This is a genomic window from Candidatus Limnocylindria bacterium, from assembly GCA_036523395.1.
GTDB lineage: Bacteria > Chloroflexota > Limnocylindria > P2-11E > P2-11E > CF-39.
In genome coordinates this window covers 33,972-48,467 of record DATDEH010000039.1, presented here as the reverse complement: position 1 = coordinate 48,467, position 14,496 = coordinate 33,972, and the positions used below count along the sequence as shown (strand labels likewise).

14 protein-coding genes are annotated in these 14,496 nt (G+C 68.1%); 8 read left to right on the top strand and 6 right to left on the bottom strand.

Features of this window, described 5'->3' with window-relative positions:
* Positions 1–8: 8 nt before the first annotated feature.
* From VI056_04440 to VI056_04425, 4 genes are read left to right on the top strand one after another with little or no spacing between them, the layout of a single operon-like run.
* The gene (locus VI056_04440; protein HEY6202271.1) at positions 9–1,184 is read left to right on the top strand and encodes an amidohydrolase family protein; all 1,176 of its coding nucleotides are present in this window, start codon (positions 9–11) and stop codon (positions 1,182–1,184) included.
* Entirely contained in the window at positions 1,184–2,770 is a 1,587-nt protein-coding gene (locus tag VI056_04435) for a hypothetical protein (protein HEY6202270.1), read from the top strand. The genes VI056_04440 and VI056_04435 overlap by 1 nt, the downstream gene beginning before the upstream one ends.
* A 13-nt stretch (positions 2,771–2,783) precedes the next feature.
* Complete coding sequence (locus VI056_04430) at positions 2,784–3,086, top strand: DUF1330 domain-containing protein (protein HEY6202269.1); 303 nt, start codon at positions 2,784–2,786, stop codon at positions 3,084–3,086.
* 46 nt (positions 3,087–3,132) lie between these two features.
* Entirely contained in the window at positions 3,133–4,605 is a 1,473-nt protein-coding gene (locus VI056_04425; protein ID HEY6202268.1) for a DUF2079 domain-containing protein, read from the top strand.
* On the opposite strand, the gene VI056_04420 is transcribed toward VI056_04425, so the two are convergent.
* Entirely contained in the window at positions 4,602–5,201 is a 600-nt protein-coding gene (locus VI056_04420; GenBank protein ID HEY6202267.1) for a hypothetical protein, read from the bottom strand. The two genes, VI056_04425 and VI056_04420, sit on opposite strands and share 4 nt — an antisense overlap.
* Positions 5,202–5,278: 77 nt before the next feature.
* Between VI056_04420 and VI056_04415 the strand changes: the two genes are divergently transcribed.
* Genes VI056_04415 through VI056_04405 form a run of 3 tightly spaced genes read left to right on the top strand, consistent with a single transcriptional unit; the run spans position 5,279 to position 8,389 of the window.
* The gene (locus tag VI056_04415) at positions 5,279–6,301 is read left to right on the top strand and encodes a M50 family metallopeptidase (GenBank protein ID HEY6202266.1); all 1,023 of its coding nucleotides are present in this window, start codon (positions 5,279–5,281) and stop codon (positions 6,299–6,301) included.
* Between the two features lie 16 nt (positions 6,302–6,317).
* Complete coding sequence (locus VI056_04410; protein ID HEY6202265.1) at positions 6,318–7,490, top strand: M24 family metallopeptidase; 1,173 nt, start codon at positions 6,318–6,320, stop codon at positions 7,488–7,490.
* Between the two features lie 38 nt (positions 7,491–7,528).
* Positions 7,529–8,389, top strand: coding sequence for an EamA family transporter (locus VI056_04405; GenBank protein ID HEY6202264.1), 861 nt, complete (start codon positions 7,529–7,531; stop codon positions 8,387–8,389).
* On the opposite strand, the gene VI056_04400 is transcribed toward VI056_04405, so the two are convergent.
* From VI056_04400 to moeB, 4 genes are all read right to left on the bottom strand, one after another.
* Positions 8,386–9,699, bottom strand: a complete 1,314-nt coding sequence (locus VI056_04400; GenBank protein HEY6202263.1) for a S41 family peptidase — start codon at positions 9,697–9,699, stop codon at positions 8,386–8,388. The two genes, VI056_04405 and VI056_04400, sit on opposite strands and share 4 nt — an antisense overlap.
* Before the next feature lie 43 nt (positions 9,700–9,742).
* Entirely contained in the window at positions 9,743–10,282 is a 540-nt protein-coding gene (locus tag VI056_04395) for a sigma-70 family RNA polymerase sigma factor (protein HEY6202262.1), read from the bottom strand.
* Between the two features lie 266 nt (positions 10,283–10,548).
* The gene (locus VI056_04390) at positions 10,549–11,661 is read right to left on the bottom strand and encodes a S41 family peptidase (GenBank protein ID HEY6202261.1); all 1,113 of its coding nucleotides are present in this window, start codon (positions 11,659–11,661) and stop codon (positions 10,549–10,551) included.
* Positions 11,662–11,683: 22 nt separating this feature from the next.
* Entirely contained in the window at positions 11,684–12,892 is a 1,209-nt protein-coding gene (gene moeB / locus VI056_04385; protein HEY6202260.1) for a molybdopterin-synthase adenylyltransferase MoeB, read from the bottom strand.
* A 103-nt stretch (positions 12,893–12,995) separates the two neighbouring features.
* Between moeB and VI056_04380 the strand changes: the two genes are divergently transcribed.
* Positions 12,996–13,448, top strand: coding sequence for a DUF4149 domain-containing protein (locus tag VI056_04380; GenBank protein HEY6202259.1), 453 nt, complete (start codon positions 12,996–12,998; stop codon positions 13,446–13,448).
* On the opposite strand, the gene VI056_04375 is transcribed toward VI056_04380, so the two are convergent.
* Entirely contained in the window at positions 13,441–14,475 is a 1,035-nt protein-coding gene (locus VI056_04375; GenBank protein HEY6202258.1) for a Gfo/Idh/MocA family oxidoreductase, read from the bottom strand. The two genes, VI056_04380 and VI056_04375, sit on opposite strands and share 8 nt — an antisense overlap.
* Between the last annotated feature and the right edge of the window lie 21 nt (positions 14,476–14,496).

Below are 14,496 nucleotides of genomic sequence, written 5' to 3'. Positions count from 1 at the left end.
GCGCAGCGATGACACGGGTCGTCCTCCACGACGCGGCGCTCGCCGACGGCACGTCGGGATCGCTTCGCACCGGGGTCAGCGTGGCGCTCGAAGGCGGGCAGATCGCGTGGATACGCCCGAACGACTCGGCCGACACGACCGGCGCCGAGGTGATCGACGCCGGGGGCGCGACGATCGTCCCGGCGATGGTCGACTGCCACAGCCATCTCACGATGCAGGGCGGCAGCCACTGGATCGCCCGCGCCGATGACCCGGGGCCGGCGCTGCGGCAGGTGGCGCGAGACAACGCGAAGCGTCTCGCCCACGCCGGCATCCTGTGGGCGCGCGACGTCGGCGCGCCCGTCAAGGACGGAGCTCCCGTCTCGATCGCCGCGCGTGACGAGCTCAAGGGGAGGCCGGGCGCGCCGTACATCCGCGTCGCGGGCACGTGGATCGCCGCCAAGGGCTACGACTTCATGGACGTGAGCGTCGACGGTGCCGAGCTCGTCGCCGCGGCGATGTCGCAGCTCGACCTCGGCGCCGATCTCGTGAAGCTCTACATGGATGCGCCGGGCGGCGTGAAGGACGCACCGTTCGGCGTCGATGACGTGCGCGCGATGGTCCAGGCGGTGCACAAGCGCGGGGCGCGCGTCGCGGCTCACTCCGGCTACTTCGCCGGCGCGCGCGTCGCGGCCGAGGCCGGCGTCGACTCCATCGAGCACGGCATGGAGCTCGATGACGACATAGCCCTCACGATGAAGCGCAACCGCGTGACGCTGGTGTCGACGCTGTCCGTCTTCGCGTCGTGGGAAACGTTCGCACGCACGACGACGATCGATCGCTTCGCCGCGTCCGAGGGTCGGGAGCGCATCGCGAAGCGCAAGGAAGGCGCGTACGCATCGGTCGCGGCTGCGAAACGCGCCGGCGTGACCATCGCGACCGGCTCCGACTTCGGCGGCGGGTCGGTGCGCGCCGGCCATCTCGCCTGGGAGGTCGAGTTGCTCGTTGACGCGGGACTCGAGCCGTACGAGGCGCTCGCCTCCGCCACCCGCAACGGCGGAGCGCTGTATGGCGTCGAGTACGCCGGGCACCTCGACGAAGGTCAGCCCGCGGACCTCGTGCTCGTGCACGGCGACCCGCTGTCCGATCCGCGTGCCCTGTGGCGCGTGTGGGCGGTGTATCAGCGAGGAGTGCGGGTCGCCTGATGCAGGAGCGCCAAGCGGTCGAGCAGCATCTCATCGCGCAGACCGAAGGCGCGATCCGCGTCGGCGTGGTGTTCGTCCACGGCATCGGTCAGCAATCGGAGAGCTACACCGTCCGCGAGTTCGGAGGCCCGCTCCTCCGCTGGCTTCAGGAGTGGCACAAGCGGCGCGAGCTCGACCTCTGCGTCGCGTCGTCGGACCTGACCTACGGTGAGGTCGCGGAGCGTCCGGCGCGTTTCTCGATCGACCTGCGCGCGGCGGAAGGGCATCCCGCGCAGACCTGGATCCTCGCCGAGGCGTGGTGGGCCGCGCGACTCAGCGCGCCGAACCTCGACGAGATGACGTGGTGGGGACTGAAGTCGGCGGTGGTGCGATGCCTGCGTCTCGCGGAGGTCGTCGTCGACTCGTTCCGTAAGCTGCCCGGGTCGCCCAAGGCGATCATCGAGGTCGTCTCGTCGATCCTGCTCTTCATCGGCTACGTCTCGGCGGCGATCCTGTCAGTCCCGCTCATCCTCACGCTGTACGTGCTCGCGCAGATCCCGGGACCGGTGGAGCAAGCGGTCATGGGACTCCGCAACTTCGTGCAGGACCAGATCGGCGATTTCTACACGTTCATGTGGGATGACATCCAGGCCGTGCATATCCGGGGAAGCGTGGCGGCGGCCATCCACTTCCTCGTCGAAAAGCGGCAGTGCGAGCGCATCGCGGTCATCGCGCACTCACAGGGCACGGTCGTCGCGTACGACGCCCTGTGCTCCGGCGCGGTGCTGCCGGAGGATCTCGCCCGCGTGAAGACATTCGTCACGTTCGGGTCGGCGCTCAACAACGCGTGGGATAGGCGTCTGATCCCGGCGCGCACCTGCCGATTGCGCGAGTCGCTCCCAAGGACCATGCACTGGATCAACGTCTGGTCCGCGTACGACCCGGTGGCCGGCGGCGAGCTGCGAACGCCGTCGCACATCCGCCCGCCGGACGAGGACATCGAGGTCACGAACTGGATGAACGTCATCCTCGACCACGGCGGCTACTTCGTTAATCGCGAGGAGTTCTGGTCGCGTATCGCGCAGGAGATCGAATCGCCTCGCGACCGGCCGCGCTCGCGATTCTTCCCGGAGCATGGCGAGGAAGGGTGGCGTGCCCGCCGTCGCGACCGCGTGCTCACGCTCGTGACCTGGCGCGTCGTGGCGATGCTCGCGTTCACCGCCGGCGTCATCGCGCGCATCCGCACGTCCGATCGGCTACGCGTCGATGGTGAGGCGGTGTGGGCGTGGCTCATGACGCTGCCGATAGTCGGCGGCGTCGTCACGTTCATCGATCAGCACGCCCTCTGGCTGGTGTGGGGTGAGCGACTCGGGTCGCGGCTGCTCGGGATCGGGTTCTGGCTGGCCATCCTCGGAGGGGCGTACGTCGGCATCAGCTGGCTCGCCTTCGCCACGTGGCATGAAAACGCCGGACAGCGGTCGACCGGCCGCGGGCATCCGCCGGCGCACCAGCGCGCGATCATCGTCGTGTCTTCTATCGCGATGTTCTTCGCGATCGCGGTCGGCATCGCGGTCATGATCCAGGCGCCGGCGCTCCGGCGACCGTGACGGAGGTGGGCCTGTGAAGGGGTATGTGATCGCGATCGTCGACGTGAAGAACGCCGAGGGCTACGCGGAGTACTCGAAGCAGGTGCCCGCGACGATCGCGCAGTACGGCGGCCGGTATCTCGTGCGCGGCGGCAAGACCGAGGTCCGCGAAGGCGAATGGCCGGGGCCGCGAACGGTGATCCTCGAGTTCCCATCGCTCGCGCGCGCTCTCGAGTGGTACGACTCGCCCGAGTACAGACCGCTGCGTCCGGTCCGCCAGGCGAACTCGACGGCGCAGCTCGCCTTCTTCGAAGGCGTCGCGAACCCGGCGGGCTAGGGAGATCAGGGCCGGCGCGCCGCGACTTCAGCTAGCGTTTTCGGTCGTGGCGGCGGTGGGGCGCTCGGGATTTCTCGCGCGCTCCGAGGGCCGGATCGCGCTTGCCGCCACTCTTGTCGCGACGATCCTGCTCGGCGGGCTGGCGCTCGTGCGGCACTGGACCTTCCACTCGACCGCGTCGGACCTCGCCGTCTTCGACCAGGTCCTCTGGAACACCATCCATGGCCGCCTCATGGAGTCGACGCTCAGCCTCGCGCGCTGCGAGCCGCACTCGTTCTTTGGCGACCACTTCTCGCCAGCGTTGCTGCTCATCCTGCCCGTGTACGTCCTCGTCCCGCGTCCCGAGACGCTGATCGTCGTCCAGACGATCGCGCTCGCGCTCGGCATATGGCCGATCTATCTGCTCGCGCGGCGCTTCCTTCCGACGAGCCAGCAACGTCTGGTATGGGTCGCGGCGTATCTGCTGAGCGCGCCGCTCTCGTTCATCGCCTTGTACGACTTCCACGAGATCACGCTCGCCGCTGCGCCCCTCGGATTCGCGTTGTACTTCCTCGCGACACGCCGGATGGTGCCCATGATCCTGTGTCTCTTCGCGGCGCTGCTCGCCAAAGAGGAGGTAGCGGTGATCGGGGTCGGCTTTGGCGTCGCACTCGCACTCCAGCGCCGCTGGTGGCCGAGCGCGATCGTGATCGTTGCCAGCGTCGTCGCCTTCGTCGTGACGCTCATGGTCATCATCCCGGCGTTCGCGGCGGGAGCTCCCTATCAGTACCTCGGCCGCTACGCGAGTCTCGGGCGCGATGAGGGCGAGATCGCGCGGACGCTGCTTCTCGATCCGCTCCGCGCGCTCCGGGTGCTTGGGCAGGGCGAGGTCGGCTCGAAGGTCGTCTTCGTCCTGAGCCTCTTCGGACCGGGTCTCGGTCTCGCGCTCCGTTCGAAGTGGGCGTTCGTGACCTCCGTGCCGACCCTCGGGTACCTCATGCTGTCCGACTACGGCGGCTTTCACACGCTCCACAACCAGTACGGCGCGCCGCTCATCCCGCTCGCCCTGGGCGCGTCGATCCTCGGCGTCGCGGGGCTGGACGAGCGGTGGCGCAGGCAAGTGGCGCGCGGCGTCATCGTGAGCACGCTCGTCCTCGCATTCGCCTTCGGGGGCCTGCCGTTCTCGCTGAACTTCGCGGACGCATTCCTCCGCGGCGAGCCGGACCGCGCGCCGTCCGGGCAGCCGATCCTCGTCCGCGAGCCGCGCTACGAGCCGTTCCTCAACGCGGTGCGGGCCATCCCATCGGACGCGGCCGTATCGTCGCGCGACTTCTTCACCACACAGATCCCGCAGCGGCGGTCCAACTACAACCTGCTCGGCCTCGATGTCTGTGACGCTCAGTACGTCATCCTCGATTACGCCGCGCCGAGCGTGAACCGCGACATGGCGAAACATCTTGCCGAGGTCGCGGCGGTGAAGACGCTCGGCTTCGACGAGATCGCGAGCGGCGAAGGTCTGTCGCTGTTGCGCCGACGCTAACCAGAGCGGGCGGCAGCCGTCTCCAGCGCGACGCCGGCCTCGCAGAGGGGACACTCAGCTGGCCGCCACATGTCGAACGACATCCGCTCGATCGCCTCCAGCGCGAGGCCCTTATCCGCCGCGAACCGCGCGGCCGCACCGCCGAATACAACGAGGGCTCCGAGCGCGACCGGCAGCCCGTCGCACGCGATGAGGTCGGCGTACGTCCCGCGCACCGCCGAGCCGGCGCTGATCGCATCGTCCACGATGGCGATCCTTCTCCCGCGCGTCGTCCGCCGCTCTGCCTCAGCGATCCGGTAGCTGACCGGGAACAGACCGGTCGCACCCGTCGTCTCTGACCGCTCCGCGACGATCGAATCGATGCCCATTTCGGTGGCGACCATCCCCGCAAGCCTCGCTCCGCCCGTCATCGGTCCGCACACGGCATCGGGACGCTGCGACGAAAGGCGTCTCGCAAGCTCCACCACGAACGGACGGACCGCATCGGGATCATCGAACAATGTTCCAAGCTCGAACCACGTTTCGCTGTGGTGACCGGATTCCATCTTGAAATGACCGCGCCGCGCGCTCAGCTGCGACGTGATCCCGTTCAGCATCCGGCCAGCATGCGCTCGACCGCGGTTGATCGCGTCCTGCCACCGCGGCAGAGCTCGCGTCGCACAGCATTTCGGCCGTGAACGAACGCGTCATCGTGCTGCTGGTGGCCATGGCGCTGTCGGTGGGTGTTGGCGTGGTCTCGCTGATCGTCGCGGTGCTCGTGCACGAGCTGGGGCACGTCGTCGCCGGATATCTCGTCGGCCTCCGCGTTGCCAGGGTCCACCTGGGCCCACTCGAGATCCGTGACTACGGTCGACCGCGTGTGCGACTGGTGCGGTCGCTCCAGGCAGGCGTGGTCCTTGTGCCGTTCGACCGCACCGCCGCCGTTGGACCGCTGCGCTGGGGCCTGATCGTGAGCACTGCCGCCGGTCCTCTGAGCGGGCTCGTGTCCGGCGCGGTGATGATCTCGCTTGCCGGAGGGCTCCGCTTTGGCGATCCGTTTTCCGTGTTGCAGGCGGTCGCGCAGATGTCCCTGATCCTTGGGGCTCTCAATCTCCTGCCGCTCCGCAGCGCCGGTCAGCTCGCCGACGGGAGGCGGATCTTCTCCCTCTTGGTGCGCAACCGCGAATGCGGTCAGATCCTGGCCGCGACGCTGATGCTCGCCGAGGCGTTGTCGGGCAGACGGCCGCGCGAATGGGATCCGGCCCTGCTCGGCGCGATGGAGCGATGGCCGGAAGATGTCTTCGCGCGGCTCGTTCTGTACGAGGCCGCGCTCGACCGAGGCGAGATCGAAGCGGCCGGCCGGCATCTCGATGCGGCCGTTGACCTGCGGAAGGAGAAATGGACCGCAGCCGACGCGATCCTCTTCACCGAGGCCGCGTACTACACGGCTCGTCACCGCGGCGACGCCCGAGCGGCGCGGTCCTGGCTCGGCTTCGCTGACGGCGGGCCCGTTCAGGGTTACATGCTCGCTCGCGCCGAAGCCGCCGTGCTCTGCGCCGAGGGGCGCGCGCTCGAAGGTCGGCAGCGCGCGGTGGCGGGGCTCGAGTCACTCGCGCGCACGCGACGACGGGATGAGGACCTCTGTCGCGAGCAGCTGGAGGAGCTGGCTCGCGGTGCCGGCGCTCTCGTGCGGCCGCTACTCACGCGCGCTCGTTAGCCTAGATTTGGCGGCGATGGCCGCTCCGGACAGCAGAAAGCGCGACGCCCTCCTCTTCTACGCCGACGGGTACAAGTTCCCGGACGTCTATCACCTGACCCGTTTCCTCGCGCCCGATCCGATCATCGCGCTCGAGCAGGACGGCCAGGTCGTCATCGTCGCGAACCCGCTCGAAGAGGGCCGCGCGCGAAAGGAATCGCGGGCCGCCGAGGTGTTCAACATCGTCGACTTCGGCGCGACGGAGTTCTCCAAGACGGCGACCACGCGCGAGGAGCTCGACGCGGCCGTCATCGACCGGTTCCTCCAGGCGCGCGGCCTGCGGCGCGTCGCGGTCGGTCCGTATTTCCCGCTCGGCATGGCCGAGCGACTGCGCGGCGCGGGCGTCGAGCTCGTGATCGATCGCGAGCTCAGCGATCGACGGCGCGCGAAGCGGCCCGACGAGATCGAGGCGCTGGAGGCGACGCAGCGCGCGACCGAGGACGCGTGGGCGAAGGGCGTCGACGCCGTCCGGCGGGCGACCGTTCGCAAGGACGGGACGCTCGAGCTCGACGGCGAGACATTCACCGCCGAGCGGCTGCGCGCGGTGGTCGAGTCGCGGCTGCTCGAGCTCGGTTGCATGTCCGAGGGCGCGATCATCGCGCCGGGAAAGCAGGCCGCCGACCCGCACATGATCGGCTCGGGCCCGCTGCGCGCGAGCGAGGCGATCGTCATGGACATCTTCCCGCAGAACAAGACCACGCGGTACTGGGCGGACATGACGCGCACCGTCTCGAAGGGCGAGCCGCCCGCGGAGATCGTGAAGATGTACGAGGTCACCAAGCGCGCGCAGGACGCCGGCATCAAGGCACTGCGTCCCGGCGTCACGGGCCGCGAAGTGCACGAGCTGGTCGAGGACATCATCTTCGAGGCCGGATACGACACGCTGCGGCCGGGGCAGCAGCGCTCGAAGAACGGCGGAGTGCCGCGCGGCTTCATCCACGGCACAGGGCACGGCGTCGGCCTGGAGATCCACGAGATGCCGACCGTCGGGCGTTCCGGCACCAAGCCGCTCGCAGCCGGCGACGTCGTCACCGTCGAGCCCGGCATCTACCTGCCGGAGCTCGGCGGCGTGCGCCTCGAGGACATGCTGGTCATCACCGAGACCGGCTCGCGCAACCTGACGCGCGCCCCCCGCCAGCTAGTCGTGTAGGGGGGTCGCAGGGGGTCTCCCCCTGCGATGAGAAAGGCATCGAAGCTCTCCTCTACGGCGTCGGCGCGGCCCTCGCGTTCGGCTTCGGCGACTACGCGGCCGCGATGGCCACCCGTCGCGTCGGTGTCGCGCTCACGTCGATCGGCATGCAGAGCATCAGCCTCGTGGGTTATGCGGTGGTGCTCGCGCTCCTCGGCCGCTGGCCGGTGCTCACTCCAGAGCTCGTCGGATATGGGTTCGTCCTCGGGATCATCGGCGTCACGTCCGCCGCCGCGCTCTATCGCGCGCTGGCGCTCGGCCCGATCGCGGTCGTCAGTCCGGTGGTCGCGAGCTACTCGGCGCTCGCGGTGGTCCTCATCGTGGTCCTTCTCGGCGAGCGACTCACCACGGGCCAGGGCGTCGCGATCGCCACGACGTTCGTCGGTGTCGTCGTCGCGTCGACCGATTTCGGCGAGGTCCGTAAGACGCTCGGCCGGCCCAGCGAAGGCGTTCGCTACGGACTGGTCGCGACCTTCGGTTTCGCGGTCTGGGCCTGTCTCTACGCCGCGGCGGTCCATGCGACCGACGGCCTCGGCATGATCTTGCCGCTCCGCGCCTTCAGCGTGCTGCTGCTCCTCGGCTACGTCCTGGTGCGACGCCCCTCGTTCGCGCCGCTGCGGGACCGGCGAGCGCTCGTTCTCATCGTCGTCGTCGGCGTGCTGGATACCGGTGCGAATGTGTTGCTGTCGCTCGGGATCGCCTCGGGATTCGCGTCATTCGTCATGACCGGCAGTGGCGCCTACCCGCTGATCCCCGCGCTGCTCGCGATCGCCGTCCTGCACGAGCGGCTCGCGCCGAACCAGTACGTGGGAGTCGCGGTGCTGGTCGCGGGCCTCGTCGCGCTGGGGCTGCAGAGCTAGACGTGGCCTCGCAGGAAGGTGATCGCGGCCTGGAGCTGCTGGTCGGCCGGGTCCGTGATCACCTTATCCGGCACGACGCCTTTGCCCGGCCCGTTGAGGTCAGCGCCGCTCTTGGCGTCCTGCATCTTGGTCAGGGTGACCAGCAGCAGACCCCCGTCGGGAAGCTCGCGCGGCTGTCCGGTGCCCACACAACCAGCCGTCTGGGTGCCCATGACCGTCCCGGTGCCGTTGGCCTGGATGCCGGCGGCGATGATCTCTGAGCCTGAAGCGGAATTCTTGTTCACGAGCACTACGAGCGGCTTGTTCAGCCCGAGGTACTTGCTCGGGTTGGAGTCCACTGCGGTGCGCTGGCCATCGCGGCCGATCTGATAGACGAGCGTTGCGCGCTGCACGAACAGGCTCGCGACGTTGACCGCGACCGTGAGCTCGCCGCCCGGGTCGTCGCGAAGGTCGAGGATCCATGCCGTTGCGCCCTGCGCCGAAAGCGTGCGCGCAGCCGCCGCCATGTCGTCCGCGACGGTCGAGATGAGCTGCTTCGCGGAGAGATAGCCGATCGAGTCGCTCTCCATGCGCGAGATGATGAGGGGGCTCTGGAATCGCGCGCGCGTGATCGTGAACTCGACCTCTTGCGTGCCGCGCAGGAACGTGACCGTGACCTGCGTTCCTTCGGGGCCGCGCACCTTGTTCGCGACCTCGTCCGTCGTGAGCGCCTTGACGTCTTCGCCGTTCACGCGGATGAACTTGTCGCCTTTCTTCACGCCTGCCTTTTCCGCGGGCGTGCCGGCGATCACGTCGATCACCTCGATCGGCTGATTCGGGTCAGGCTGGAAGATCGTCACGCCGATCCCGGTCACCGGAGCGGGCCGCTGGTTGAAGCCCTTCGCGCGGTTCGGATCGAGGTAGTAGGTGTGGCATTCGTTCATCGCGCGCGCCATCCCGTCCACCGCGGCCCGTTCCATCAGCGCTTTGTCCGTCGTCGGGTAACGCTGCACGACCGCGTCGAGCGAGGCTGTGAATTTGGCGAAATCGGACCACACGCTGCCGGTGAGGGTCGGCCGGTCGACGGTCGGCGCGGCGTCGATTTGGGCGTCTTTCAGGTATTTCGTCACCCCGTCGAGCGCGCCGGGGATCAGCTGCTGGGGCGTGGGTTTGTCGACGTGACGCTCGATCAGGACCGAATACGCGGCTTCAGCGGTCTTGTACTGCGTCTGCGACGGCAGCAGCTCGTGCTGGAGATCCGCGGGCAGCAGACCGCAAGCGGAAGCAAAGAACGCGAGGGTGACGAGCAGGGGGAGTGCGCGAGGCCGCATCTAATCGAGTCTATGTCCGCCGAAGCCGCTGAGTTTCAGCCGCTCAGGCGACCTCGGTCGTCATGAGCTTGCGCAGACGGCCAAGCGCGCGGAACTGCAGTGCGCGGATCGCGCCTTCGTTCTTGCCGAGCATGTTCGCGACCTGGCGGCTCGACATGTTCTCGACGAAGCGCAGCACGAGAACTTCCTGCTGTTCGGTCGTCAGATGCTTCACAGCACCGCGAAGCGCATCGACCTCCTCACCACGGACCGCGTGCTCGTGTGCGGTCGGGCCATCTTCGGCGAGACCGAACGCGTTCTCGAGGTCGACGGTGGGCCGTTGACGGCGACGGCGGTCGGTGACCGCGTTGCGCGCGATCGTGTAGAGCCATGCGAGGAACGATTTGCCCTGCCAGCGGTAGCGGTGGATGTTCGCGAACGCACGTGTGAACACGTCGCTCGTGAGATCCTCGGCGTCGCTGGGCTCACGGACGCGGTACAGGATGTAGCGGTACACCGCGTCGACGTGCGTGTCGTAGAGATCCGCGAATGCCGACCGGTCGCCACCGCGAGCGCGCTCGATGACGTCCGGAACCGGCCCCATCTGCTCGAGGGAAGGAAGCGAGTCGACCCTTGCTGCTACGACTGTCACGACGTGATGGCCCCCCAATCCCGTCCTCGGTGATTCCTCAGGTGATCTGTGCGCAGACCATATCGACCGGAAGGCGAGCCGCCAACCCATTAGCGGTACCAAAACCGTCACAGCGCGACCCGATTCGGGCGCGAGGCGTACGAAGGGGACCTCGGTACTGGTACCTCTGGGTCAGTTTTTCGGCGGGCGAGCGTGCCTTCGTCTGAGACGGAAGGCGATCACATCTTCTGCTTGAGGATCTCGATCGCTTTGCTGATCGCGGTCGCGTCGTCGGCGGCCACATCCGGGATGACACCCACGTTGTTGAACACCGTGCCGGTCTGCGCGCCGGTGAATTCCTGGGTCACGACGGCCAGTCTCGAGCCGTCGGTCATGTTCGTGACGGATGTGGCGCCCATGCAGCCGATGCTCTTGCCACCGACGATGGTGGCGCGCTTGTTCTCCTTGAGGTCGGCAGCGAGCACCTCGGGCCCCGATCCGCCGCGGTCGTTGAGGATGATCACGAGCGGCAGCTGGTAGGCCTCGGGAAGCCGCCATTCCTTGCGCGCGCTGGTCGACGCGGCGGCGCCGCCGCCCCGGTAGACGACATTGAGCATCTTCTCCCCGTTGAGGAAGAACGACGCGATCGTGTCCGAGTCGAAGCCGCCGACGTTGCCGCGGAGGTCGAAGAGCCAGGCCTTCCCGCCGGCGGCGAGACCCTTGTCCATCATCTTGCGGACCTCGTCGAAGATCTTGTATGTCCCGGTCACGACGAATTCGTGCCAGGTGATGTAGACGATGCCGCCCGGCAGCATCCGTCCAATGAGGCCAGCTTCGTCCGGTCCGCCGAGCGAGGTCCCGGTGGTCGGGACGCTGGCGACCTGGCCGCTCGCCGGAACAGGCCGCGAGCGATGCACACCATCGCTCTTGTCGACGTAGTAGGTGTGGCAGTCCGGCGTCGCGCTCATCATGCCCTCGATCGCGACGTCGGCGAAGCGATCGGCGGTGATCTGGGGGTTGAGTGCCTTCACTCCCGCGGCGGCGTCGGCGAACTTCTTGAAGTCGGGGACGGTCGTCTCCTGGACATCCTGGAAGTCGATCATCGCCATCTCGCCCTTGCCGCCGGTCTTCTTGATCTCCGCGTTGATCGCGTTGATCGCGCCCTCGAGGATCTTCTTGCTCGAGACCTTGTGGACGTCCTGGTCGCTCAGCGACGCGTAGCTGATGTCCAGCTTCGTGCGCTTGATGTCGACGGAGGCTGTGGGCGTGGGCGACGTCGTCGTGACCGGCGCCGCGCCGTTGCAGGCGAGGACCAGCACGGCCAGGAGGCTTAGGACCCGAATCACACCCATCCAGTTAGAGGATATGGGACGGCTATTCGGCCGGGGTGCTCACTTTCGGAGCGTGCTGCGCCTGCCACTCGGACGGCGACGCGCAGAAGCCCTCGTAGTCGATGTACTCGGTGATCGTCGGATTCTCGCCGCAGACCGGGCACTTCGGGTCGCGACGCAGCCGCACCTCGCGGAATGAACCTTCGAGGGCGTCGAACAGCAGGTATCGCCCGACGAGCGGCTCGCCGATCCCGAGCAGGAGCTTGATGACCTCGTTCGCCTGTATCGTCCCGATGACGCCGGGCAGTACGCCGAGAACGCCGGCTTCGGCGCACGACGGAGCGAGCTCCGGTGGCGGTGGTGTGGGGAAGAGGCAGCGATAGCACGGACCCTCGTTCGGCTTGAAGACCGTGACCTGTCCCTCGAAGCGATAGATGCTGCCGTGCACGATCGGCTTGTTCCACTTCACCGACGCGTCGCTCAGCAGGTAGCGCGTGGGGAAGTTGTCGGCGCCGTCAACGATGACGTCGTACTCGGAGAGGATGCGGTCGATGTTCTCGCTCGTGAGGCGCTCCTGGTATCCGACGATCTTCACGTCGGGGTTGAGCGCTTCCAGCGTCTGCCGTGCGGACTCGGTCTTCGGCTCGCCGATGCGCTCGGTCGTGTGGAGGATCTGGCGCTGGAGGTTCGTCGCGTCGACGACGTCCGAGTCGACGATGCCGAGCGTTCCGACGCCCGCCGCCGCAAGGTAGAGCGCCGCGGGCGACCCGAGGCCGCCGGCGCCGATGAGCAGGACCTTGCTCCGGAGGAGCTGCAGCTGGCCCGTTTCGCCGACCTCTGGGATCAGGAGGTGCCGGCTGTACCGCTGGGCCTGCTCCGGCGTGAGCCCGGCGTCGGGCTTCTTCCATGGGAGCCCGGAGTCCTTCCAGCGGTTGAAGCCGCCGGACATCGAGACGACGTTGCTGTAGCCCAGCTCGGCGAGGGTGTCGGCGGCCATCGCGGAGCGCACACCACCGGCGCAGTAGAGGATCGTGGCCTTGTCCTTGTCAGGGATGCGGTCCTCCGCCCACTGCTCGAGGTAGCTCTTCGGCAGGTGCACGGCGCCGGGGAGATGGCCCTCGTCCCACTCGTTCTTCTCGCGAACGTCAGCGAGCTGGATGTCGCCGGCGCGAAGGAGGTCAGCGACCTGCTGCGGCGTCGCTTCTTTGACCCGCTTCTTGATCTCGGCGAAGTAGTCGCGGTACGTCGGCATTCGTGCTCCCTTGTCCTAATCCTAAACCGACCTTGGTGGTCGGGAATTCCTTTCTGTCCAATATGCACGCATCGAAACCCTGTACTTCGACACGCTCCAGTTCGTGTATCACCTCGCGCTCGCGATCCTTGTCGGAGGCGCGGTGGTCCTGGGCCTGGCGGCGGCGCCGGCGATCTTCGCGTCGGTCCGCTCGCGCGGCGAGGCGGGCACGATCTTCGGTGCTGTTCTCGGCCGCTACGACGGACTGGCGATCCTCTGCGTCGTCCTCATCGTTGTCACGAGCGTCCTCAAGGCGACGGCGTTCGAGGTGACCGGCGCGCCGGAGACGCGTCTGGTCATCCGGTGGCTCGCGCTGCTCGTCCTGTGCGGCGCGACGCTGTATTCGAGCGCGTGGGCGAGTCCCGTGGCGCGAACGATCCGCGCGCAGACGCCAGGCTGGGACGATCTCCGCGACGACGCCCCGCTGCGGCGTGAGTTCGCATCATTGCACCGGAGCTCGCGGCGCGCGATGACCGTCGCGACGGCGGCGGGCATCGTCGCGATGTTCCTCAGCTAGCGATCGCGACGGCGCCGCCGACCTCGGCGGAGCGGTACGCCGCGTCCATGACCTCCTGCACGCGCAGCCCATCGGCGAACGTCGGATGTGGCGCGTCGTCCTTTCCCGTCGGACCGGCCTCGATGTGCTCGCGCATGCGACGCGCGAGATCGGGGAACGCGCCGTCATTCGTGCTCGCCGGAAGGATCTCCTCGAGCGCGCCCGATCCGCGGGCGAGCAGCACGCGTCCATCTCCTCCGAGGACGATCGTCCCGTCGCTGCCGTAGAGGATCACGCGGCGCGACGGATGGTGGACCGCGCTCGAGAGCTGGATCGTCGCGATCGCGCCGCTGCTCATGCGCATCAGGAGCTGCGCGGTGTCGTCCGAAGTTACCCGCGCGGATCCTCCATCGGTCGTCGGTCGCGTCTTCGCGGAGATCCCGAGCTCACCCGACACGCGATCCACGGCGCCGAGCCACCAGATCAGCGAATCGATCCAGTGCGAGCCGATCGCGCCAAGGAGTCCGCCGGCGCGGTCCCGCCGGAGCCACCACTCCTGACGGGGACGCGCCGGGTCGACGAGCATTCCCGTCATCTCCATCACCAACGCCAGCCGCATCTCACCGATGGCACGCCCTTCGAGGAGCTCCTTCACCTTGGACCGCGCGGGCGTGTAGCGGAACTCGTGGTCGATCGCGTGCACGACACCGGCTCGTTCGGCCGCGGCGACCATCTCACGCGCCTCGCCGGTGTCGCGCGCCATCGGCTTCTCACAGAGGACGTGCTTGCCCGCGGCGAGCGCCGCGAGCGCGTGCTCGCGATGCAGGGTCGGCGGCGATGCCACGCACACGACGTCGACGTCGTCGCGCGAGACGAGATCGTTCACCATGTCGACCGCGACGGGGATGCCGGCCTGGTCCGCCGCCGCGCGAGCGCGATCCATTCGCGCCGAGCAGATCGCAGTGACCTCATAGCCCGCAGCGCGGAAACCGGGGACCTGTACGCGCGCGCCGAACCCGGTCCCGATGATCCCCACCCTCAGCCCCATTGCGCCACAGTATGAGCACCA